The 18,683-nt window shown below is 57.1% G+C and carries 14 protein-coding genes; 6 read left to right on the top strand and 8 right to left on the bottom strand.

Annotation, left to right across the window (positions count from 1 at the left end):
* Positions 1 to 89 precede the first annotated feature (89 nt).
* The 4 genes from F6S08_RS17020 to F6S08_RS17005 all read left to right on the top strand — a co-directional run bounded on the left by F6S08_RS17020 (position 90) and on the right by F6S08_RS17005 (position 3,799).
* A complete protein-coding gene (locus F6S08_RS17020; protein WP_315871996.1) occupies positions 90 to 1,064 on the top strand; it encodes an alpha/beta hydrolase in 975 nt (324 codons plus the stop codon).
* Between the two features lie 145 nt (positions 1,065 to 1,209).
* Entirely contained in the window at positions 1,210 to 1,869 is a 660-nt protein-coding gene (locus F6S08_RS17015; RefSeq protein WP_409999766.1) for a cyclophilin-like fold protein, read from the top strand.
* A gap of 152 nt (positions 1,870 to 2,021) precedes the next feature.
* Positions 2,022 to 2,765, top strand: a complete 744-nt coding sequence (locus F6S08_RS17010; protein WP_315871995.1) for an SDR family oxidoreductase — start codon at positions 2,022 to 2,024, stop codon at positions 2,763 to 2,765.
* 83 nt (positions 2,766 to 2,848) lie between these two features.
* Positions 2,849 to 3,799 carry an aldo/keto reductase gene (locus F6S08_RS17005; RefSeq protein WP_315871994.1) on the top strand — a complete coding sequence of 317 codons (951 nt, stop codon included), beginning with the start codon at positions 2,849 to 2,851 and terminating at the stop codon, positions 3,797 to 3,799.
* 951 nt (positions 3,800 to 4,750) lie between these two features.
* Here the strand turns inward: F6S08_RS17005 and F6S08_RS17000 are convergent.
* The 4 genes from F6S08_RS17000 to F6S08_RS16985 all read right to left on the bottom strand — a co-directional run bounded on the left by F6S08_RS17000 (position 4,751) and on the right by F6S08_RS16985 (position 10,555).
* Positions 4,751 to 6,091: a cytochrome c gene (locus F6S08_RS17000; RefSeq protein WP_315871993.1), complete on the bottom strand. Its 1,341-nt coding sequence runs from the start codon at positions 6,089 to 6,091 to the stop codon at positions 4,751 to 4,753.
* Between the two features lie 13 nt (positions 6,092 to 6,104).
* Positions 6,105 to 8,363, bottom strand: a complete 2,259-nt coding sequence (locus tag F6S08_RS16995) for a xanthine dehydrogenase family protein molybdopterin-binding subunit (protein WP_315871992.1) — start codon at positions 8,361 to 8,363, stop codon at positions 6,105 to 6,107.
* Between the two features lie 131 nt (positions 8,364 to 8,494).
* The gene (locus tag F6S08_RS16990) at positions 8,495 to 8,941 is read right to left on the bottom strand and encodes a (2Fe-2S)-binding protein (RefSeq protein WP_315872027.1); all 447 of its coding nucleotides are present in this window, start codon (positions 8,939 to 8,941) and stop codon (positions 8,495 to 8,497) included.
* Positions 8,942 to 9,160: 219 nt separating this feature from the next.
* Positions 9,161 to 10,555, bottom strand: coding sequence for an MFS transporter (locus F6S08_RS16985; RefSeq protein WP_315871991.1), 1,395 nt, complete (start codon positions 10,553 to 10,555; stop codon positions 9,161 to 9,163).
* Between the two features lie 549 nt (positions 10,556 to 11,104).
* Between F6S08_RS16985 and F6S08_RS16980 the strand changes: the two genes are divergently transcribed.
* Together F6S08_RS16980 and F6S08_RS16975 are read left to right on the top strand one after the other, a co-directional pair.
* Positions 11,105 to 12,133 carry a zinc-binding dehydrogenase gene (locus F6S08_RS16980; RefSeq protein WP_315871990.1) on the top strand — a complete coding sequence of 343 codons (1,029 nt, stop codon included), beginning with the start codon at positions 11,105 to 11,107 and terminating at the stop codon, positions 12,131 to 12,133.
* An 87-nt stretch (positions 12,134 to 12,220) separates the two neighbouring features.
* Entirely contained in the window at positions 12,221 to 13,720 is a 1,500-nt protein-coding gene (locus tag F6S08_RS16975; RefSeq protein WP_315871989.1) for an aldehyde dehydrogenase family protein, read from the top strand.
* Between the two features lie 182 nt (positions 13,721 to 13,902).
* On the opposite strand, the gene F6S08_RS16970 is transcribed toward F6S08_RS16975, so the two are convergent.
* The 4 genes from F6S08_RS16970 to F6S08_RS16955 all read right to left on the bottom strand — a co-directional run bounded on the left by F6S08_RS16970 (position 13,903) and on the right by F6S08_RS16955 (position 18,657).
* The gene (locus F6S08_RS16970; RefSeq protein ID WP_315871988.1) at positions 13,903 to 15,024 is read right to left on the bottom strand and encodes an MBL fold metallo-hydrolase; all 1,122 of its coding nucleotides are present in this window, start codon (positions 15,022 to 15,024) and stop codon (positions 13,903 to 13,905) included.
* 211 nt (positions 15,025 to 15,235) lie between these two features.
* Positions 15,236 to 16,213, bottom strand: coding sequence for a 2-dehydropantoate 2-reductase (locus F6S08_RS16965; protein ID WP_315871987.1), 978 nt, complete (start codon positions 16,211 to 16,213; stop codon positions 15,236 to 15,238).
* A 121-nt stretch (positions 16,214 to 16,334) separates the two neighbouring features.
* Positions 16,335 to 17,123 (bottom strand): HpcH/HpaI aldolase family protein, encoded by a 789-nt coding sequence (locus F6S08_RS16960; protein WP_315871986.1) that lies wholly within the window; start codon positions 17,121 to 17,123, stop codon positions 16,335 to 16,337.
* An 82-nt stretch (positions 17,124 to 17,205) separates the two neighbouring features.
* On the bottom strand, positions 17,206 to 18,657 hold the full coding sequence (locus tag F6S08_RS16955; RefSeq protein WP_315871985.1) for an aldehyde dehydrogenase family protein: 1,452 nt from the start codon (positions 18,655 to 18,657) through the stop codon (positions 17,206 to 17,208).
* Between the last annotated feature and the right edge of the window lie 26 nt (positions 18,658 to 18,683).

Here is an 18,683-nt window from a genome sequence, read left to right as displayed (position 1 = left end):
AAAAGCCTATGACGCACAGGACAAGCCTCCGCTGTTCGAAGGGTATTCAGGCTGGCAGGAACAATCTCAACTATATGTAAGGCAACCACATGCAACTAACACCGGAATGGGACAAGACTTTCGCCAAGAGCGACAAGGTGGACCATAAAAAAATCACTTTCAAGAACCGCTATGGCATCACCCTGGTGGGTGACCTCTACCAGCCAAAAAACGCCGAGGGACAGCTGGCGGCCATTGTCGTCTGCGGCCCGTTCGGTGCTGTAAAGGAACAGTCTTCAGGGCTCTATGCCCAGACCATGGCCGAGCGTGGCTTCGTCACTCTCGCCTTCGATCCATCCTACACCGGGGAAAGCAGCGGCGAGCCGCGCAACGTCGCCTCGCCAGACATCAACACCGAGGATGTGAGCGCGGCAGTTGATGCTCTTGGCCTGCAACCCTCCGTTGATCGCGAGCGGATTGGCGTCATCGGCATCTGCGGTTGGGGTGGCATGGCGCTGAATGCCGTGGCCTTGGATAAGCGCGTCAAGGCGGTTGTCGCCAGCACCATGTACGACATGACCCGCGTCATGTCCAAGGGCTACAACGATAGCGTAACCCTCGAACAGCGCACGCAAGGGCTCGAACAACTGAGCGCACAACGTTGGGTCGACGCGGAAAATGGTGCCCCTGCTTACCAGCCCCCTTACAACGAACTGAAGGGTGGTGAAGCGCAGTTCATGGTCGATTATCACGATTACTACAGCACGCCCCGCGGACACCATCCACGCGCGGTCAACTCGGGCAACTCGTGGACGATCACTACACCCCTGTCGTTCATGAACATGCCGATCCTGACCTACATCGCGGAAATTTCTCCACGCCCGGTCCTGTTCGTCCATGGTGAAAACGCTCACTCGCGCTACTTCAGCGAAACCGCTTACGCGGCCGCGGCGCAGCCGAAGGAGCTGATGATCATTCCAGAGGCGAGCCACACCGATCTGTATGACCGCGTGGACGTTATTCCTTTCGACAAACTGAGGACCTTCTTCACGCAACACCTCGCCCCAGCGGCACGCGCTGCTTAATGCCTTGAGGTAGTCGCATCCAGGCTGACAATGCGCCTGGATGCGACTGAACCGGATGGCGCGCCCGACATCGACACTTTTGACTTTCTCTGTGGGGGCCGCAACCGAAACTGGCGATAGACCGTTCACTGAAGGCGTCCTCGCCATGTCGCTGCGCAGATCGCGCTCGAAACCTGCGGATTCACGCGCATTTGCTGCAAGGCGAACGATCTATTTTCCGCATTGCAAGGAGACCAATATGGATAGCGAAAACGTTGCCGTCGGCACGGGCGGCCCTCTCACCTATCTTGGCACTGCACGCCGCAGTCATTCCTGGCGTCAGCGGGCCATGCAACAGCTTGGAATCCCGCTGCTTCTATTTGCTCTGTGCGGCGGCCATTACGCCCACGCGGCCAGCTCCGCGCAGCCCGTAGCCACCGAGCCCGATGCCACTCAAACCTCCAGGAGATCCGAAGAACTACGCATGTGGATGACCGTCGGCGAACACCGCTTCGCCATCAATTTGGCTGACAACGAGGCCACTCGCGCATTCGCCGCAACGCTGCCGCTGACGCTGGACATGGAGGAACTCAACGGTAACGAGAAGAAGAAAGAACTGCCTGACGCGCTGCCCACCAGTGAGGGCCGGCCCGGCACGATCCGCAACGGAGACCTTATGCTTTGGGGATCGCGCACCGTGGTCATCTTTTATCGGACCTTCGATTCAACTTACTCCTACACCCGTCTGGGCCGCGTGGACGATCCGACTGGCTTGGCCCAGGCGCTGGGCCGTGGTGATGTAAGCGTAGTGTTCTCTCGAAACTAGCGTGCGCTGACAGCATGCTCTATGAAGATACCTGCCCCTGAGAAGCCAGACATAGCCCTTCTGCCATTTATGAACAGGCTCTCAAATTGGGCATTAAACATCGTTTCGTCATCTGCTGCGTTTCCCTCGCAGCCTGAACCTGGAGAGAGATCATGATCAAAGACAAAGTTGTCATCATCACCGGCGCGTCGTCCGGAATCGGCGAGGCAACCGCTAAGCTGCTCGCTAGCAAAGGCGCCAAAATCGTGCTCGGCGCACGCCGCGAAGACAAGCTCAAGCAGATTGCGGACGAGATTCGCCAGAACGGCGGCCAGGTGGCCTATCACACGCTGGATGTGACGAAGCAAGACGATAACGACCGCATTGTCCAATTGGCCAAGGAAAAATTCGGCCGTGTGGACGTCATTTTCCTGAATGCAGGACTGATGCCGAACTCGCCGCTGTCCGCTCTGAAGACCGAAGACTGGCACCAAATGATCGATGTCAACGTGAAAGGTGTTTTGAATGGCGTGGCGGCCGTGTTGCCCGAATTCCTGGCACAGAAGTCCGGACACGTCATCACCACCTCTTCGGTGGCCGGGCTTAAGGCCTATCCGGGCGGCGCCGTCTATGGCGGGACGAAGTGGTTCGTGCGGGACTTCATGGAAGTCTTGCGTATGGAGTCCGCCATGGAGGGCAATAATATTCGCACCGCGACGATCTACCCGGCCGCAGTCAACAGTGAACTCTTGGCGACAATCAGCGATAAGCAGGCGCGAGACCAAATGCAGGACATTTATGACAAGTACGGCATCTCTCCGGACCGGATCGCCAACGTTGTCGCCTTCGCAATCGACCAGCCTGATGACACAACCATCAACGAGTTCACGGTTGGGCCCGCGAACCAGCCTTGGTGAGTGCAAGTGCATTCACCCACGCAACGCGTCCGACGCCAAATCCGGGCCTATCCGGCCCCCCACTGACCTGATAAGGAGCTCTCATGAAGACCGTACCACTAGGATCAACCGGCACACAGGTTCCCAACGTCGTCGCGGGCATGATGCGCATCGCCGGCAGCACTGATAACCAGATCCGCGCGCTCTATACCACGGCGCGCGAATCGGGCATCAATTTTTTCGATCACGCTGACCTCTACGGATTCAATCATCCCGGCGGTGGCCCGCATCTGTGCGAACGTCGGTTCGGCGAGGCGCTACAACTCAGCAGCGCTGAGCGCGAGCAGATCTTCCTCCAGTCCAAGACCAGTATCGTGGACGACCCGTGGCACTACGATCAGTCCTACGAACACATCGTGGAATCGGCCGAGAGGACGCTGAAAGCGCTGGGTACCGACTATCTGGATGTGCTACTGCTGCACCGGCCCGACGCACTCGTGGAGCCGGAAGAAGTCGCCCGCGCATTCGACCATCTGGAGTCCACCGGAAAAGTCCGCGCGTTCGGCGTTTCCAACCATACCCCCCGTCAAATCGATCTGCTCAAGACCGCCGTGACTCAGCCGATCCTGGCGAACCAGGTCCAGCTTTCGGTAACGCATTCTACGATCGTCGCTCAGGGCCTGTCGTCGAATATGACCGGCTTCGACGACTCAATCACTCGTGACGGCGGCGGCATTGTCGACTATGCGAGGATCAACAAGATCACACTGCAGGCGTGGTCTCCATTCCAGAAAGCTTTTCAGGATGGGGTGTTCTTCGACTCTCCCGACTACCCCCATCTGAATGCCGAACTCAGACGATTGGCAGAGAAGTACGACGTCACCCCGACCGCGGTCGCTACAGCCTGGATAACTCGTCACCCCGCCAAAATCCAAGTAGTGCTGGGTACCACGAGACCCGAGCGAATCATCGAGGCAGCCGCGGGCTCGAATATCCCGCTCACCCGCCCTGAATGGTACGGGCTTATCCGAGCGGCTGGTCACAACGTTCCATGAACTGCCAGGGCGTCGAAAGCGGCGCCCGTCTCCTGATGCGAGCCTCTCACCTCTCCTGACACTCGAGTTCCGCTTGGATCATGCTCGACGAAGCGTCATGATCGAAATTTCTCTCGGCACACCGATACGAAGGGCAGCCATTGGCCCAGCCCCGAGGTCACATCCAGAGGCGCTGCGCCCTCACGATAGATTCCAGGCATATAGTCGTAAGCGACGATTACCGGGCGCCCGAAAAGTCGTATCTGTCCGCAGTGTGTATGGCTGGACAGGGTCAATACCGCGCCACGCGAGCAGCAATGGAGGAGAACTCAGGATAATGAGACAGCGCAATGAGCGTATCGCCAGGTGATGCCTCGGCGAATGCAAGGTCTGCAAACCTGCGCATGGCAGCATGCTGCTCTTCCCGTGTAGGCATGTGACCTCCATCCGAGGAGAGCGGACGATCTACGCCGGCGATCCGCAACGGCACGCCTCGCGGCTGCACGACAACGCTGCGGTTGATAAGCACCCGAATACGGGGATTGCGCGTACGCAAACCGGCGACAACGGCAGCATCGTGCAGCATCGTTCAATGAGACAACGACGAAGATCAGGGGCGCGGGCATGCCGGTGGTCCAGCGCCGCCCAAGCAGACGACGCACAATCAGTAACAGCCCGACGGCAGAATCAGGAACACCGCCGTCAGCAACTTACTAACCCACGCACCGCCCCTCCGGCGTCCAACTTTGCTCCACGAGCCTTTGATTCGGGTAGATCCACCAAATGAGGCGTACAACGACGTCGGACACCAGCACGCCAAGATGCAAGCTCACCTACGCGCTGCGCGACCTGTGATTTCAAGAGACAAGCCTATGATGATCGTCAACACAATCGAACGAACGAACACAAACTCATAACCCACTCACTCCTTGTGTATGCCGAGGGCTTTGGGCATGCCCTCGGCATATTCGCTCAACGCATCTGCAGGATGATCGGGTTGCTGCTGGCCGGATTGGTGCGCTCACGCAGCTCCTTCACCTCATCAGCCTTCACCGCCCCTCCCTGATTACCCCAAGACGTGCGAACGAATGTCAGTACATCGGCGACTTCCTGATCAGAGAGTTGGTTACGGTACGGGGGCATGCGATACGAATCCGGAATGCCATTGGCGACGACACGCTCGGAGCCGTTCAAGGTGGCATTGATGCTCGTAGCGCTTTCCTTGATCATCGACGAAGATGCGCCTGCCAAAGGAGGTATCCACGGCGCCTGCCCACTACCGTCACTGCCGTGGCAACTGCTGCACTTGGCCATATAGTTGCTTGCCCCAGGTGTTGACAACTGAGGTTGTTCAGCAGTCTGTTTGTCAGCGGGCTTCCATGGTGGCCCATCACGCTTTGGGTCGCCCGGCAACGACACCAGATAATGCGCAATAGCTTTCAGGTCCGGGTCAGACATGTACTGCGTCGAGTTGTTGAACACCTCAGCCATGGTGCCCACAACCACGCTGTGAGCGTTACGTCCGGTTTTCAGGTACTCAACAATCTCCTGCTCATTCCAGCGACCCAATCCAGTGTTCGGATCCTGGCGCAGGCTCGGCGCGTACCAGCCGTCGAGCAGCGCTCCACTGAGGAAAGTGGAACTGCCTTCATCCAGCGATTTTTCGTTCATCGTCAAACTGCGCGGGGTATGGCAACTGCCACAATGCCCAGCGCCCTGGACAATATAGGCGCCGCGGTTCCAAAGCGCATCCTCTGACGGCTTGGCCTGATAGGCACCGTCATCGACAAATACCGCATTCCACAAAGCCAGCGGCCAGCGCATGTTGAGCGGCCATGGGATATGGCTTTGCTGGTTCTGCTGTTGCGCCGGCTTGACGCCGGCCATGAAGAACGCATAAAGCGCCCGCACGTCATCGTCGCTTAGCTTGGCATAAGATGGGTACGGCATAGCCGGGTACAATCGATGACCATCGGCCGCGACGCCGCTGCGTATCGCGCGATCAAAATCGGCAAGGCTGTAGTTGCCAATACCGGTTTGCTTGTCCGGCGTAATATTGGTGGCATAGATCGATCCCATCGGGGTCGCCATTTCCAGGCCGCCGGCAAACGGCGCGCTTTTGGGCGTGCTGTGGCACGCCACGCAATCGCTCAGCCTGGCGACATATTCACCGCGTTGGACAAGCTGTGCATCTGTCGATGCTGCAGCGGCTTCATGAGCAAAAGGTGAAGCTGGCGTGCGATTGACGAACCAGCCCAAGCCAGCCGCTACGACGATGCCTGCTGGCAGCAGGTACTTTAAAGTTTTATTCACGAGCCATTCCTAATCAGGTGTCGAAACGGTACTGCGATAGAGGCATGCTGCGAATTCGTTGGCCGGTCAGTCGCGAGACGGCGTTGGCAACCGCCGGCGCTACTGCGGGCAGAGGTGGCTCACCGATTCCGCCCATTGGCGCACCACTTTCCACCACCCGCACATGTACCCTGGCCATCATCTCGGGTGTGAGAATGCGGTAGAGGTCGTAATTGCGCGCCGCTGGCGTGCCGCCTTTGTAGACGGCTTGTTCGATCAGGGTCTGAGACAAGCCAAGCGCCACGGCGGAGTTGACCTGAGCCTCGACGATGGCAGGATTAACGATGCTACCCGGATCAATTGCCTGCCAGATGTCGTGAACTTTCACGGCGCCATTACTTATGGAAACCTCTGCGATAACCGCCGTTTCGGTGCCAAACGGAGATGCCATCGCGACGCCCCTGGCTCGCTTGGTACCATCCTCAGCTGTGAATGGCCCACGCTTCCAGCCACCAGAGAGCTCGGCCACAGCTTGCAACAAGTTGCTCAGCCGCTTGTCATCCCGTAACAATTTGGCCCTCAGCTCAAAGGGGTCTTGGTCGCCCGCATCCGCCAGCTCATCCAAAAACGCTTCATAAAGAAAATCGTTGATGGAATTCCCTACCGAGCGCCAGTAGCCCAACATGATCGGGGTCTGCGAGTACAGTTGAGCGATCCGACGATGGGGAATGGCGTATTTTTTGCCGGTCAGCCCCTCGATGGCAGTAGGGTCGATTTTTTCCCCTTGCTTGTTTGCAATGCCCTCGGTGGGCCCTTCCGTGGCGCTGATCGCCTCCAAAGCCACGGGCATGCCTTTTTCATCCAATCCGCCGCGAAAACGCACGACCGCTGAAGGCCGAAGCACATCCCGCAAAAATTCTTCCTCACGACTCCAGATCACCTTGATCGGACGGCCCGTGGTTTTGGCCAATTGGATCGCTTGAGGGTAAGGCGATGAATGCGGGTACAAAAAGTGCCGACCGAAAAAACCACCCAACAATGGCGAATGGAGAGTGATTGCGGCAGGGTCAAGACCGGTGATTTTGGCGATATCCGCCAAAAACAGATCCGGAGCCTGATTAGGCAGCCACAGATCGAGTTTGCCTTGAGCGTCGAAGCGCGCCAAGGCTGACGGCGGCTCCAATTGAGCGTGGTTGAGGTACTGGGTATGGTAAGTCGCGGTGATAACTTTTTTAGCACCGGCGAGGCCTTGCTGCAGATCCCCCGCACGTTCGGCCTCGTCTCCGGCCCCGGTGGTTTTGCTCAGTTGCTCCGAGTAGGCATGCGTGTCGAAATCAGCCGGCATGTAGCGCACGCTGGAATCGCCGGAGGGCTCCAGCCATTCCACTTGCAAGGCTTCGACGGCGCGCTTGGCAACCCACCAGCGTTGCGCGACGACAGCGACCGCACCCTCAAGACGGTGCACCGAATCCACTCCTTTGAGATTGCGAATCTGCTCCTCATTGCGCACAACGCCCACCTGCAGGCCCAGCCTTGGCGCATGCTGCACCGCGGCATGAAGCATACCCTCGATGCGGGTGTCGATAGTGTATTGCGCCCTTCCCGTGGATTTGTCGTAGACGTCTATTCGCTGGACCGGCTTACCGATCCAGCGGAATGTGGCAGGGTCACGTAGCGGAACGGTTTGCGGATCGGGAATGGGCAAATCGAGCGTTAGCGGCGCTAGTTCACCGTAACTGATTGAACGATTGGAAGCGGCATGAATGACCCGCCCTGGCTCAGTAGTCAGCTGCGCCAGAGGCACCTTCCAATGTGATGACGCGGCCTGCAATAGCATCAGGCGAGCCGATGCTCCCAGTCGGCGCATGGTCATGTAGCTCGCGCGCATCGACCGGCTACCTCCTGTGAAGCGCGCACCTCCTTCCATGACTTTGAAGTCAACCCCGGGCGGGGCGTTCTCCACCAGAAAATTGGCTGGATCTACATCAAGCTCCTCACCCACGACCTGTGCCATGCCCGTGAAAATGCCCTGCCCACCCTCAATAAAGGGGCTCTGCAGGCGCACGGTATTATCCGGACGAATTTCCAGGAAAGCCGGTACGCGCGCGCCGGGCGGCAATGCTTGGGCACGTTCGGCGGCCCGTAACGAGCCAAGAGGAATGCCAAAGCTAATAACCAGTGCACCTGCCGTGACGCCAGCCGACGCCTGCAAAAAACGGCGGCGAGACACGTTTACAGGTTGCGCATTGGTGAGTACGCCGTGGTCAGCGATTGAATCGTCCACTTTTGACATGGTGTTCCCTTCTCCCTTCTACTTGCATTCAATGCTCGGCCTGACAGCAGCCCCGGTGCCCCGATAATGGGGTCAGGATTGGTCGCTTGCTTGTCGCCAGGCAGGTCGCAGCTCAAACCGGATGACGCGGCTCAAGCACCGGCGAGCTCATCGACGGCGGACTTGATCGCGTTATAGGTGCCGCAACGGCAGAGATTCGTCATCGCCGCGGCAATATCGCTTTGAGAAGGTTTGGGGATGCGTTGCAATAATGCAGTCGCGGCCATCACCTGGCCAGACTGGCAATAGCCGCATTGGGCGACTTGATGCTTGACCCATGCAGTTACTACGCGCTTGCCTAACTCATCGTCTTCAATGGCTTCGATTGTGCGGATCTTTTTGCCTTTTACACCTTCAACCGGTGTAACGCATGAGCGAACCAGCACGCCGTCCACCATCACCGAGCAGGCACCGCATTGAGCCAAACCGCATCCGTACTTGGTTCCGGTCAGTCCGATATCGTCGCGTATTACCCATAACAAGGGTGTATCCGCATCCGCCTCAACCTTGTACACCGTGCCATTTACGTTGAGTTCCATTGTAAAAATGCCTCGATTGAAAACAGTGAAAAGCCGGGGCAGGAACACCCGGCTCATGATCCTTGGCACCTCACCTTGCGTATGAAAGCCGGCGAAACGCAGATTTTTCCAGTGTGCCCTACCCTACGGGGCCCGCTTGCTAAACCGCAAGCAAACACCGTGAACCCGTTTGATAGGCGCTATTAGCCAGACGAATAAATGGCGAGATAGAGCCTGTGCTCATGGATGCGTCACTGACTTGCTGCATTGTTCCGAAGGCTCGTCCCTCTCTGCCCTATCAGACGACTTCTGGTTCGCGTCGAGGCGCACAAACGCCATTAATAACGTCACGGCGACGTACATACCGCAGATGACGGCAATGACACCACCAATCCCGAAATGGTTAAACAGCGACAGAATGACGAAAGGGGACAGAATGAGCCCAAGTCGACCGATCGTCTGAGCGAAACCGCCGCCTCGGAATCGAAACGCAGTAGGGAAAAATTCCGGAGTCGCACCCAGGCCCATGGTAAGAAAAGAAGCGACCATCGCCACCAGGAGGAAACCGCACGCGATGATGAGGGCCGGCTCTGTAAGGAAGGGATAGATGCCCGCAAAAATGGAGGACAGCGTTCCGAACATTACGATGCTCCAACGCCGCTTCATTCTGTTGCCCATCAACATGCAGAGCAGCGGGCCTGCCACATAGCCGGCCATCATTGCCGCATTGAAGCCCAGCGACTTGGAAATAGTCATTCCTTGGCTCACAAAGAATGTTGGCATCCACCCCGTGACGCTGTAGGACCCAAAGAGGCAGGTGACATTCAAAATGACCGCCATGCACGTGCGGCGGATGACCGAAGGAGAGAATAAGACCGTCATAGGAACCCATTGCGGCTTCGTACTCCCAGTAGCTGTGGGGTCCGGCTTGACTGCTACTGGCTGGCCAACGGGTGCAACCACACCAGATTCTTTTTCGATTTGCTGCAGAAGTGCTTCAGCCTCTTCGTACCGTCCCATTGCCTCCAACCACCGTGGCGACTCAGGGAGACTGCGTCGAAGCCACCAGACAATTAGCGAGCCCACACCTGCAATCACAAACATCGCTCGCCAGCTGAACATTGGAATGACGACCATCCCCAGCAACGAAGTAATGGACACGCCGGCCCCACCGAAAAGGCCGAGCATTCCAAGGTATCGACCACGCTTGGACGCTGGCATGAATTCGATAATGAGCCCGTAGCACATTACATACTCCGCACCCATTCCGATGCCCTGGATACAACGGATAGCAATAAGCCAAGGCATTGAGGGCGCCAATGAGCAAATCAGCGCACAGATACCGAACAAGGCCAGATTGAACTGAAATGCAAAACAGCGTCCGAATCGGTCGCTCAGCCAACCAGCGAAAGCCGCGCCGATCGCCAACCCGACGAATGTCGCCGACAGAAAAATAGAGTTGAGTTCAAGAGTGGAAAAGCCACTGTGCAACATCGAAGCGAGTACAGAGCCGGAGAGCGTGTTGTCGAACGCGTCGAAGAACATCCCCAGACCGACCAGCCACATGACGCGACGATGAAAGGAGCTGATTGGAACATTATCTAATCGAGCCCCGGCATTGACGGGAGTGCTCATGATTGTCTGCCTCCCGCATCCTGCATGACCGCGCAAACACTCTGCTGCCGGTTTTTTCCCAGATGTGAACGATCATGGTTAATCATCCGTTTCTCCCGCGTTTTGTTGTTATTTTGTCGAGTGCTACAAGCGACTGATGCCGTGGGTGTCGACGGCTTTGGCGAGCCCATCGATATCCAGGGGATCGAAAAACCAATAACTATGCTTTCATTCGCCCGGGATTCGTCAGGCGGTTTTCTCATCAGACTTGAGCAACGAAATGAGAGGGCTCGCGCCCTATCTAATTAAGACTATTCCGCATTGTGGGACTCAGTCAACCACACCATATTGCCATAATTTACTTGCTTCTCTTATCTTAAAATTGAAAATAGAGATATTATTTAACCAATAATCAATAGTTTACCGGTAGTTTGGCACCTAAATAACCCACCAAAAACATCACATACCAAAAAATAATATATAGTAAATCCCATAATGTGATTTCTATTTGACTGAAAGCCAGAGAGCGGATAATCATTACCTACCCCCAATCACCGAAGGATTGTATGTATGAGAGGTGTTGTATTTTTGGGACAGGGCAGGCTTGAGATCCGACAGTTTCCAGACCCGACCCCAGGCCCCGATGAAGTGGTAGTCCGCATCAAGGCGTCCGGCATGTGCGGTAGCGACCTGCATCATTTGCATGGCCCGCTGCGCAGCGAATCGCAGATCGTCATTGAAGGTCACGAGCCGTGCGGCGTCGTCGAGCAAGTCGGCAGCGCGGTACCGCCCGCCCAGGCACGGGTTGGCGACCGGGTGATGGTTCACCATTACGACGGCTGCCGTACGTGCCGGTATTGCCGATCCGGCTGGACGCAGTTCTGCCCCACCGACCGTACTGTTTTCGGTGGGCTCAATGGCAACGGCGCTCACGCCGATTACATGAAAGTCCCCGCCCACACGCTCATCAAGCTCCCGGACTCGTTGTCATTCAAATCCGGAGCAGCCGTGTCCTGCGGCAGCGGAACGGCCTTCGGAGCGATCAAGCGCGTGGGCCTTAGGGCAGATCACACTGTTGCGGTTTTCGGGCAAGGCCCCGTAGGGCTGAGTTGCACGATGTTCGCAAAAGCGTTCGGGGCACGTGTCATTGCCGTAGATGTGGAGGACTCGCGCCTTGAAATGGCCCGCGTCTTCGGTGCCGACCACACCGTCAACTCAGCCAACCAGAATCCGGTAGAGGCCATTCGCGCGATCACTCGCAACCAGGAAGGAGCCGATAAATCCATTGAGTGCAGCGGAAACGACAATGCACGCCGCGATGCCATCAAGGCGGTTCGCCGCTGGGGTAGCACTTGCCTCGTCGGTGTGACCGGCAAAATCGAAATCGACAGCGACGAAGTCATCCTGCTTCAGAAATCCGTACTGGGCTCCCTCACGTTCAGCAAAAACCTGCAAGAGGAATGCGCCCATTTCGTTGCCGAGCGGGGGCTGAACGTCGACGCATTGTTCACCCATGAATTCCGGCTTGAACAGGCTGAACACGCTTATGCGCTCTTCGACAAGCGCCAGATTGGCAAAGGTGTCTTTGTATTCAATTAACCGCACAACGACAGCGGGCCATCACGCCAGCCCGCCATTAGGCCCTGCCACCCCGTTGAGCGTTATCACTGTTGCGAGAAATCAACCATGACCGATTCAGATAACTCTTTATCGCTGTGCGAGGCCGCCCTGGAATTCATCCAGCGCGGCGAGCACGGTGTGTTCATTGACGGCGCAGTGCGGCCGGCACGTTCTGGCAAGGTCATCGAAACCCTGAATCCTTCCACCGGTCGCGTATTGGCGCGCCTGGCCGCTGGAGACCAGAGCGATATCGACCTAGCGGTGCGCGCTGCCCGAAACGCCTTTGAGGGACCCTGGCGGCGCTGGACACCCTACCGGCGCCAGGAACTGCTGATGCGTGTCCACGGGGTGCTGGACAAACATTTCGAAGAACTCGCGCAAATCGAAGCCACCGATATGGGTGCACCGATCACGCGCGTACGCGCCTCAAAAGCGGCGCTGCTGAAGATGATCCTGTTCTTCTCTGCGCAGGCCGTGAACATCAAAGGGGAAACGTTCCTCAATGGCCTTCCCGGGCGGGTAAACACGCTTTCTCTCAAGGCACCTGTGGGCGTCATCGGCGGCATCATTCCCTGGAACGGACCGCTGAACAGTCAATTCTGGGTACTGGCCGCGGCGCTCGCGACAGGCTGCACGGTGGTGCTCAAACCCGCCGAAGACGCATCACTTTCAGTTTTGCGTGTGGCCGAGTTACTTCATGAAGCCGGCGTGCCTGCAGGCGTCATTAACGTAGTCACCGGCCTCGGTGCCGAAGCGGGGCATGCTCTGGCCAGCCATCCGGATGTAGACCGAATCGCTTTCACCGGTTCCACCCAAACCGGTCGCAGCATCATTGAAGCGTCAGGGGTGAATATCAAAAAACTGCAACTGGAATTGGGAGGAAAGTCGGCGGACATCATTTTCAGCGATGCTGATCTGGCAAAGGCGGTCCCAGGGGCCGCAATGGGGGTCTATGCCAACTCGGGGCAAATCTGCTTCGCCGGAACACGGGTACTGGTGCAACGATCAATCGTGCAAACCTTCACCGAGCAACTGCTGCAGTTCATTAAAACGCTCAAGGTCGGGCCAAGCTTGAATCTGGAGACCAGGCTTGGCCCGATCATCTCTCAACGACAGCTCGATAATGTGCTGTCGTATATCGATATCGGTCAACGTGAGGGCGCGCAGTTGATCCACGGCGGGCGACGATTGGCTGGCGAGTTGCAAAACGGCTTTTTCGTCGAACCGACGGTGCTCGCCTGCGTACGCAACGACATGCGGATCGCCCGCGAAGAAATCTTTGGTCCGGTCTTGTCGATCATCCCCTTCGATGATGAAGAAGAGGCCATTGCCATCGCCAACGACAACGATTACGGCCTCGCGGGCGCGGTGTGGTCGAGGGACATCAGTACAGCCCTGCGCGTCGTCGATGGTATTCACACCGGCACCATGTGGGTCAATTGCTACGGTCACATAGACCCACTGGTCGGTTTCGGCGGCACAAAAATGAGCGGCTATGGTGCCAAGGGCAGCGCCGCTCATCTGGATACCTATCTCTATACAAAAAGCGTGTATATCGAATTGTAAACCGGCTGCTATGTCCGTGAGTGCAACGCTGCGGTTTGGCCTGCGCGCGTTGAATCCTGCGCCGGTTCATTCATGTGTATCCCGGCCACCCGCCCAGTCGCTGTGTGGCTACTCGCCAATTCTGGAAACGCCTGGCGTGGTGATCAACCCAAGAACACACTGTCAAACCAACGATGTCATCCCTACCTGAGTGTCTCCCACCAGTGGTCAAAGGTTTGAGGGCGACCATCAAGATAGAGGGTGCGACCAATGATTGGGGTCCGAAGAACATAATCCCGCCCCTCACTCGCCGCCGTTACGCGCTTGAAGGGATCATCCCAATCATGGGGGGCAATACTGAATCTACCCACATGCCCGGGAGTGAAAGCCTTGGCATGAAGATCATCGGCGGCTTGCGCGGCCTGCTCGGGATTCATATGGATATTCGCCCATCGCGGGTCGTACTGCCCGGTATCCAGCGCCACCCAGTCAAAGGGGCCATACCGTCGACCGACCTCGGAGAAATGAGCGTCGTATCCGGAGTCTCCACTAAAGAAGATTCGTCGCTGCGGTGACACCAGCGCGTAACCAACCCACAGCGTTTTATCCCGGGTAAACGTACGTCCGGAAAAGTGCCGTGCAGGTGTCACGTAGAGTGTCAGGTCCCGATCGATGGAGACCGATTCATACCAATCGGCTTCACTTACCTGCGCTTTTGCATATCCCCAGGCTTCAAAGTGAGCGCCTACGCCCAACCCCACCACGACATGATTGACTTTGGACCTGAGCGCCGTGATGGTCGGGTAGTCAAGGTGATCATAATGATCATGGGTGATCAATAGCACATCAATTTGCGGTACATCATCTGCCGAGTAGAGGCTAGTGCCTTCAAAGGCCTCGTTCGCCAAGGGAATGGGTGCCGCATTAGTGCTGAAGACCGGATCGATTAGAATCCTTTTGCCGGCGAGCTGAACAAAGTACGACGAGTGCCCAAGCCAAACCACCAAGTCTTGATTGATATCCAGTGTTTTAAGATCAGTTTTCACCGAAGGCAGCACGCTGCTGGGTCGCGGTTTGCCTTTCTCGCCGAAAAAACTATCCATCCAGATGGAAAGCTCTGAGCTGCCAGCCGTGTGCAACGGCGTGGCTACCTGGTTGCGGAACGCCCCATCGACGTAATGGGGCGAACGCTCGATACGCGAGAGGCGCTCGCCTTCGGGCAATTTTCCAAACAAAGGTGATTGAAGAAACACATACACACCGATGACAAGCATGGCGATAACGGCCGTAAATACCAAAAGTACCCGGCGTGCGCGTATTTTCATGGGTGTCCTATTCATTGAGAGGCGCAACAGTGATCCGCAGTGAGCGGGGTCGACGTAGATTTTTTGGACAAGTACCCACGGTATCAGGTGATAGTTCAAAAACACTTCGCCCATAGCAATTGCTGCTATGCATGTAGCCGATCAATCAACTGGCGGGAAGGTTGTTGCAGACGGGAGCGCCGCGCCAGCCATCGGCGCGGCTTTTTCGGATTTAGTTGTCGTACAGACCGGCAGCTCTCGCCCGTTGCACTGCCAGGTCGACCACCAGATCAAGCGCAGGTGTCTGGACGCCAGCCAGCCGCGCGAGCTCCAGCGGGGCTCTGAGTATCGTGTCGACTTCCATTGAGCGACCCAGCTCAAGGTCTTGCAGAATGCTCTGCTTATGCGTTGAAACGGCCAATCGACGCAGCCCGTCCTCGACATCTCCCGCGTCGCATCCCAGCTTACGGGCGATCGCGGCGGCCTCGTGAGCCATCGCCTGGGCAGTTTTGGTTATCGCCGGGCTAGCCAGGGCCTGCTTCATCGTCGATCCCGTCAAAATGGCCAGCGACCCACCCGTCAAGTTGATGACCAACTTGGTCCAGATAGCATCCCGGATCCTGTCAGTGACTTCAATTTCCAGCCCCCCCGCAACCAAACACCCTGCTAGAGCCTCCAGGCGCTCATCCGACTTTCCATCCGGACGCCCGAGAATCAGACGGTTACGTGGATTTTCAGCTTTGATCACCCCCGGCGCAATCACCGTGCACGCTGTATAAGCCACAGCGCCCACTGTGCGCTGCGGACCAATTGCGTTTGATAAGAGCGACTCTGGATCTATTCGTGGAAGCGATGCACCTTCGAGTATGCCGGCCTGGCCTTGCAGATACCACCAGGGAATACCGTTCAAGGCGAACAAAACCAGCGTATCGTCACCAAGCAAAGGCTTGATTCCCGCCGCGACCCCTTGCAGTGCCGGAGCCTTGACCGACACAATCACAACGTCCTGCTGCCCTAGCGATGCAGGATCATCGGTGGCCACTGGCCGACTCTCGAAAACGCCATCTTTTGTTTCCACCCGCAATCCATTTGCGCGGATGGCCGCCAAATGCTCACCGCGGGCGACCAGAGAAACCTCGGCCCCACCCTCAGCAAGTCTTGCTGCAATATGCCCACCGACAGCGCCGGCTCCGTAAACGCAAACTTTCATTCTTCAGCTCCGCTGCACGCACTCAGGCAGACGAATCAACGCATCTCGCAAGGACACCTTGAGTCACCCTACGCTCGTGCAGTACCAATGGTTGTTGAGACTTAGCTGCAGATCAGCCGAGTTACACAAACTGTTGGCGTTTCTGTATCGCCGCCGCGAGGAGAAATGAGATGTCGTTGCCGGTTGAAACATATCGTGCGCCCAACGCCACGAGTTCTTTGATCAAGTCGGGCCGACTGCCCAACCCTCCTACACCGAGAACCTTCTTATTCGCCAGGCAGGCATTCAACACGCGCCTGTAGGCGTTACGCACCAGTTCATGGTCCATCTCGCCAGACACACCGAGGGCGCTGCTCAGATCGTTGGCCCCCACTAACAGAATGTCGACGCCTTCCACTGCTGCGATTTCCTCTACCGCCTCAAGACCTTCCAACGACTCGATCATGGCAATAATCATCGTCGCGTCGTCGAGTTGCCGCGTAGCGTCTACCGCAGGCAGGGATCGATAGTGGAATTGCGGCGGCGCGCCGGCCACCGATCGTTCGCCCAGCGGAGCATGCTTGGCCGCTCGTACGATAGCCCTGGCGTCTTCCGCCGACTGCACACTTGGAACAATGATGCCCAAGGCGCCCGAGTCAAGCACGCGCGCGATGAAGTGCGGGTCTGTGCTGGGCACGCGCACGAATGGAGTTACGTCCAGACCGATACACGCCATGCATACTTGCCCAGCAGCTTCCAGCGAATAGCTGCTGTGTTCCATGTCGATGTAGATCGAATCGAAACCTGCCGTATAGGCAATGCTGGCGATGTCAAAGGTTCTGACGAGCCGAGATGTCATTGAATACACCGTCTCGCCCCTGGCGAGCTTTTCTTTGACCCCGTTTCTGAGTGACGCATTCGAAGCATTCATGTTTTTGTTCTCTGAAAAAATTCATAAGCAAGCACTGCACTATTGTCAGGGCTGTGCAGTGGCCATGGATGGAGCATGGGTATCAGGCCTTCAACGACGGCAGCGTCGCGGCTTCTTCTTCAAAGCCATAGACCGACTTAATTTCCAGGTACTCTTCCAACCCAAATACGCCCATCGAGCGGCCGATTCCGGATTGCTTGTAGCCACCCATTGGGGTCAAAGAGTTAGTCGCCGCGCCATTGAAGCAAACACGCCCGGCCCGCAGGCCGCTGGCAAACTCATAGGCTTTGCGCCGGTCCCCGCCAAACACATAGCCACCCAACCCATAAGGCGAGTCATTGGCGATTTCCAGTGCCTGCGCCTCGGAGGAATAGGGCACTACCACAAGGACCGGCCCGAAAATTTCTTCGCGGCAAATGCTCATGTCCGACGTCACATCGACAAACACGGTAGGACGGGTGAAAAAGCCACGCTCAAAGCCCTCGGGGCGTCCCGGCCCGCCAACAATCAAACGTGCACCTTCATCGAGGCCCGCCTGGATATGACGCTGAATGCTATTGAACTGCGCCTGGCTGACAATCGGGCCCATCGTCGTGGAAGGATCACGCGGATCCCCCAGACGGAACTGGTTTGCTTCGTCGGCCAGGAACGGAATGATTTGCCCCATCTGGCTTTCATGTACCAGCATGCGGCTCGGGGCGTGGCACGATTGCCCCGTATTGAAAAAGCAACGCTGTACGTTCCACCGTGCGGCCTTTTCCAGATCTGCGTCTCGAAGCACAATATTGGCTGACTTCCCGCCCAGCTCCAGACACACTCGCTTGATGGTACGTGCCGCTGCTTCGCCTACCTGGGCGCCCGCACCAGTCGATCCGGTGAAGGAAATCATGTCGACATCGGGATGCATCGACATCGCCTCGCCGATCACGCGGCCCGAGCCATTGAGCATGTTGAAAACGCCCTTGGGTACGCCCGCGCTATCCAGCACTTCTGCCAGCAGAATCGCGCTCACCGGTGAGTTGATGCTGGACTTGGACACGACCGTGCAACCAGCGGCCAGCGCATAGATCAACTTGATGACAGTTGTCTGGATCGGCCAGTTCCACGGCGAGATCAGCGCACACACGCCCAAGGGTTCGCGGCGAACAATCGTGTTGCCAATCCGAGCTTCGAACTCGTAGGTTTTCAGCAGGTCCCGAGCCACCTTCATGTGTTCGATTGGACCCATGACCTGAGCCCGAGCGCTACGAGGAATACCCACCTCTTGCGCAATGGCCTGGACAAAATCATCGACACGCAGTTCGTAGGCTTCGATGATGCGGGTGATCAGGTCGTATCGCTCATCAAGGGAAGACTGCGAGTAGCTTTTGAATGCACGTCGAGCCGCGGCGACCGCGGTGTCCACCTCTTCGACGGTCGCCATTGCGACTGTCGCAAACACCTCTTCAGTGGTCGGGTCAATCAACTCCTGCCGATGGGGCGTTGCGGATTCTACCCATTCACCGTCGATATAGAACTTGGCGTAATCCTTCATCTTGCGGGTGCCTCCAACTGTTATGC

The sequence above is a fragment of the Pseudomonas sp. JV449 genome (genome assembly GCF_032424295.1).
Lineage (GTDB): Bacteria > Pseudomonadota > Gammaproteobacteria > Pseudomonadales > Pseudomonadaceae > Aquipseudomonas > Aquipseudomonas marginalis.
Note: the sequence above shows the minus strand (reverse complement) of the source record. Positions and strands in the feature narration are given on the sequence as shown.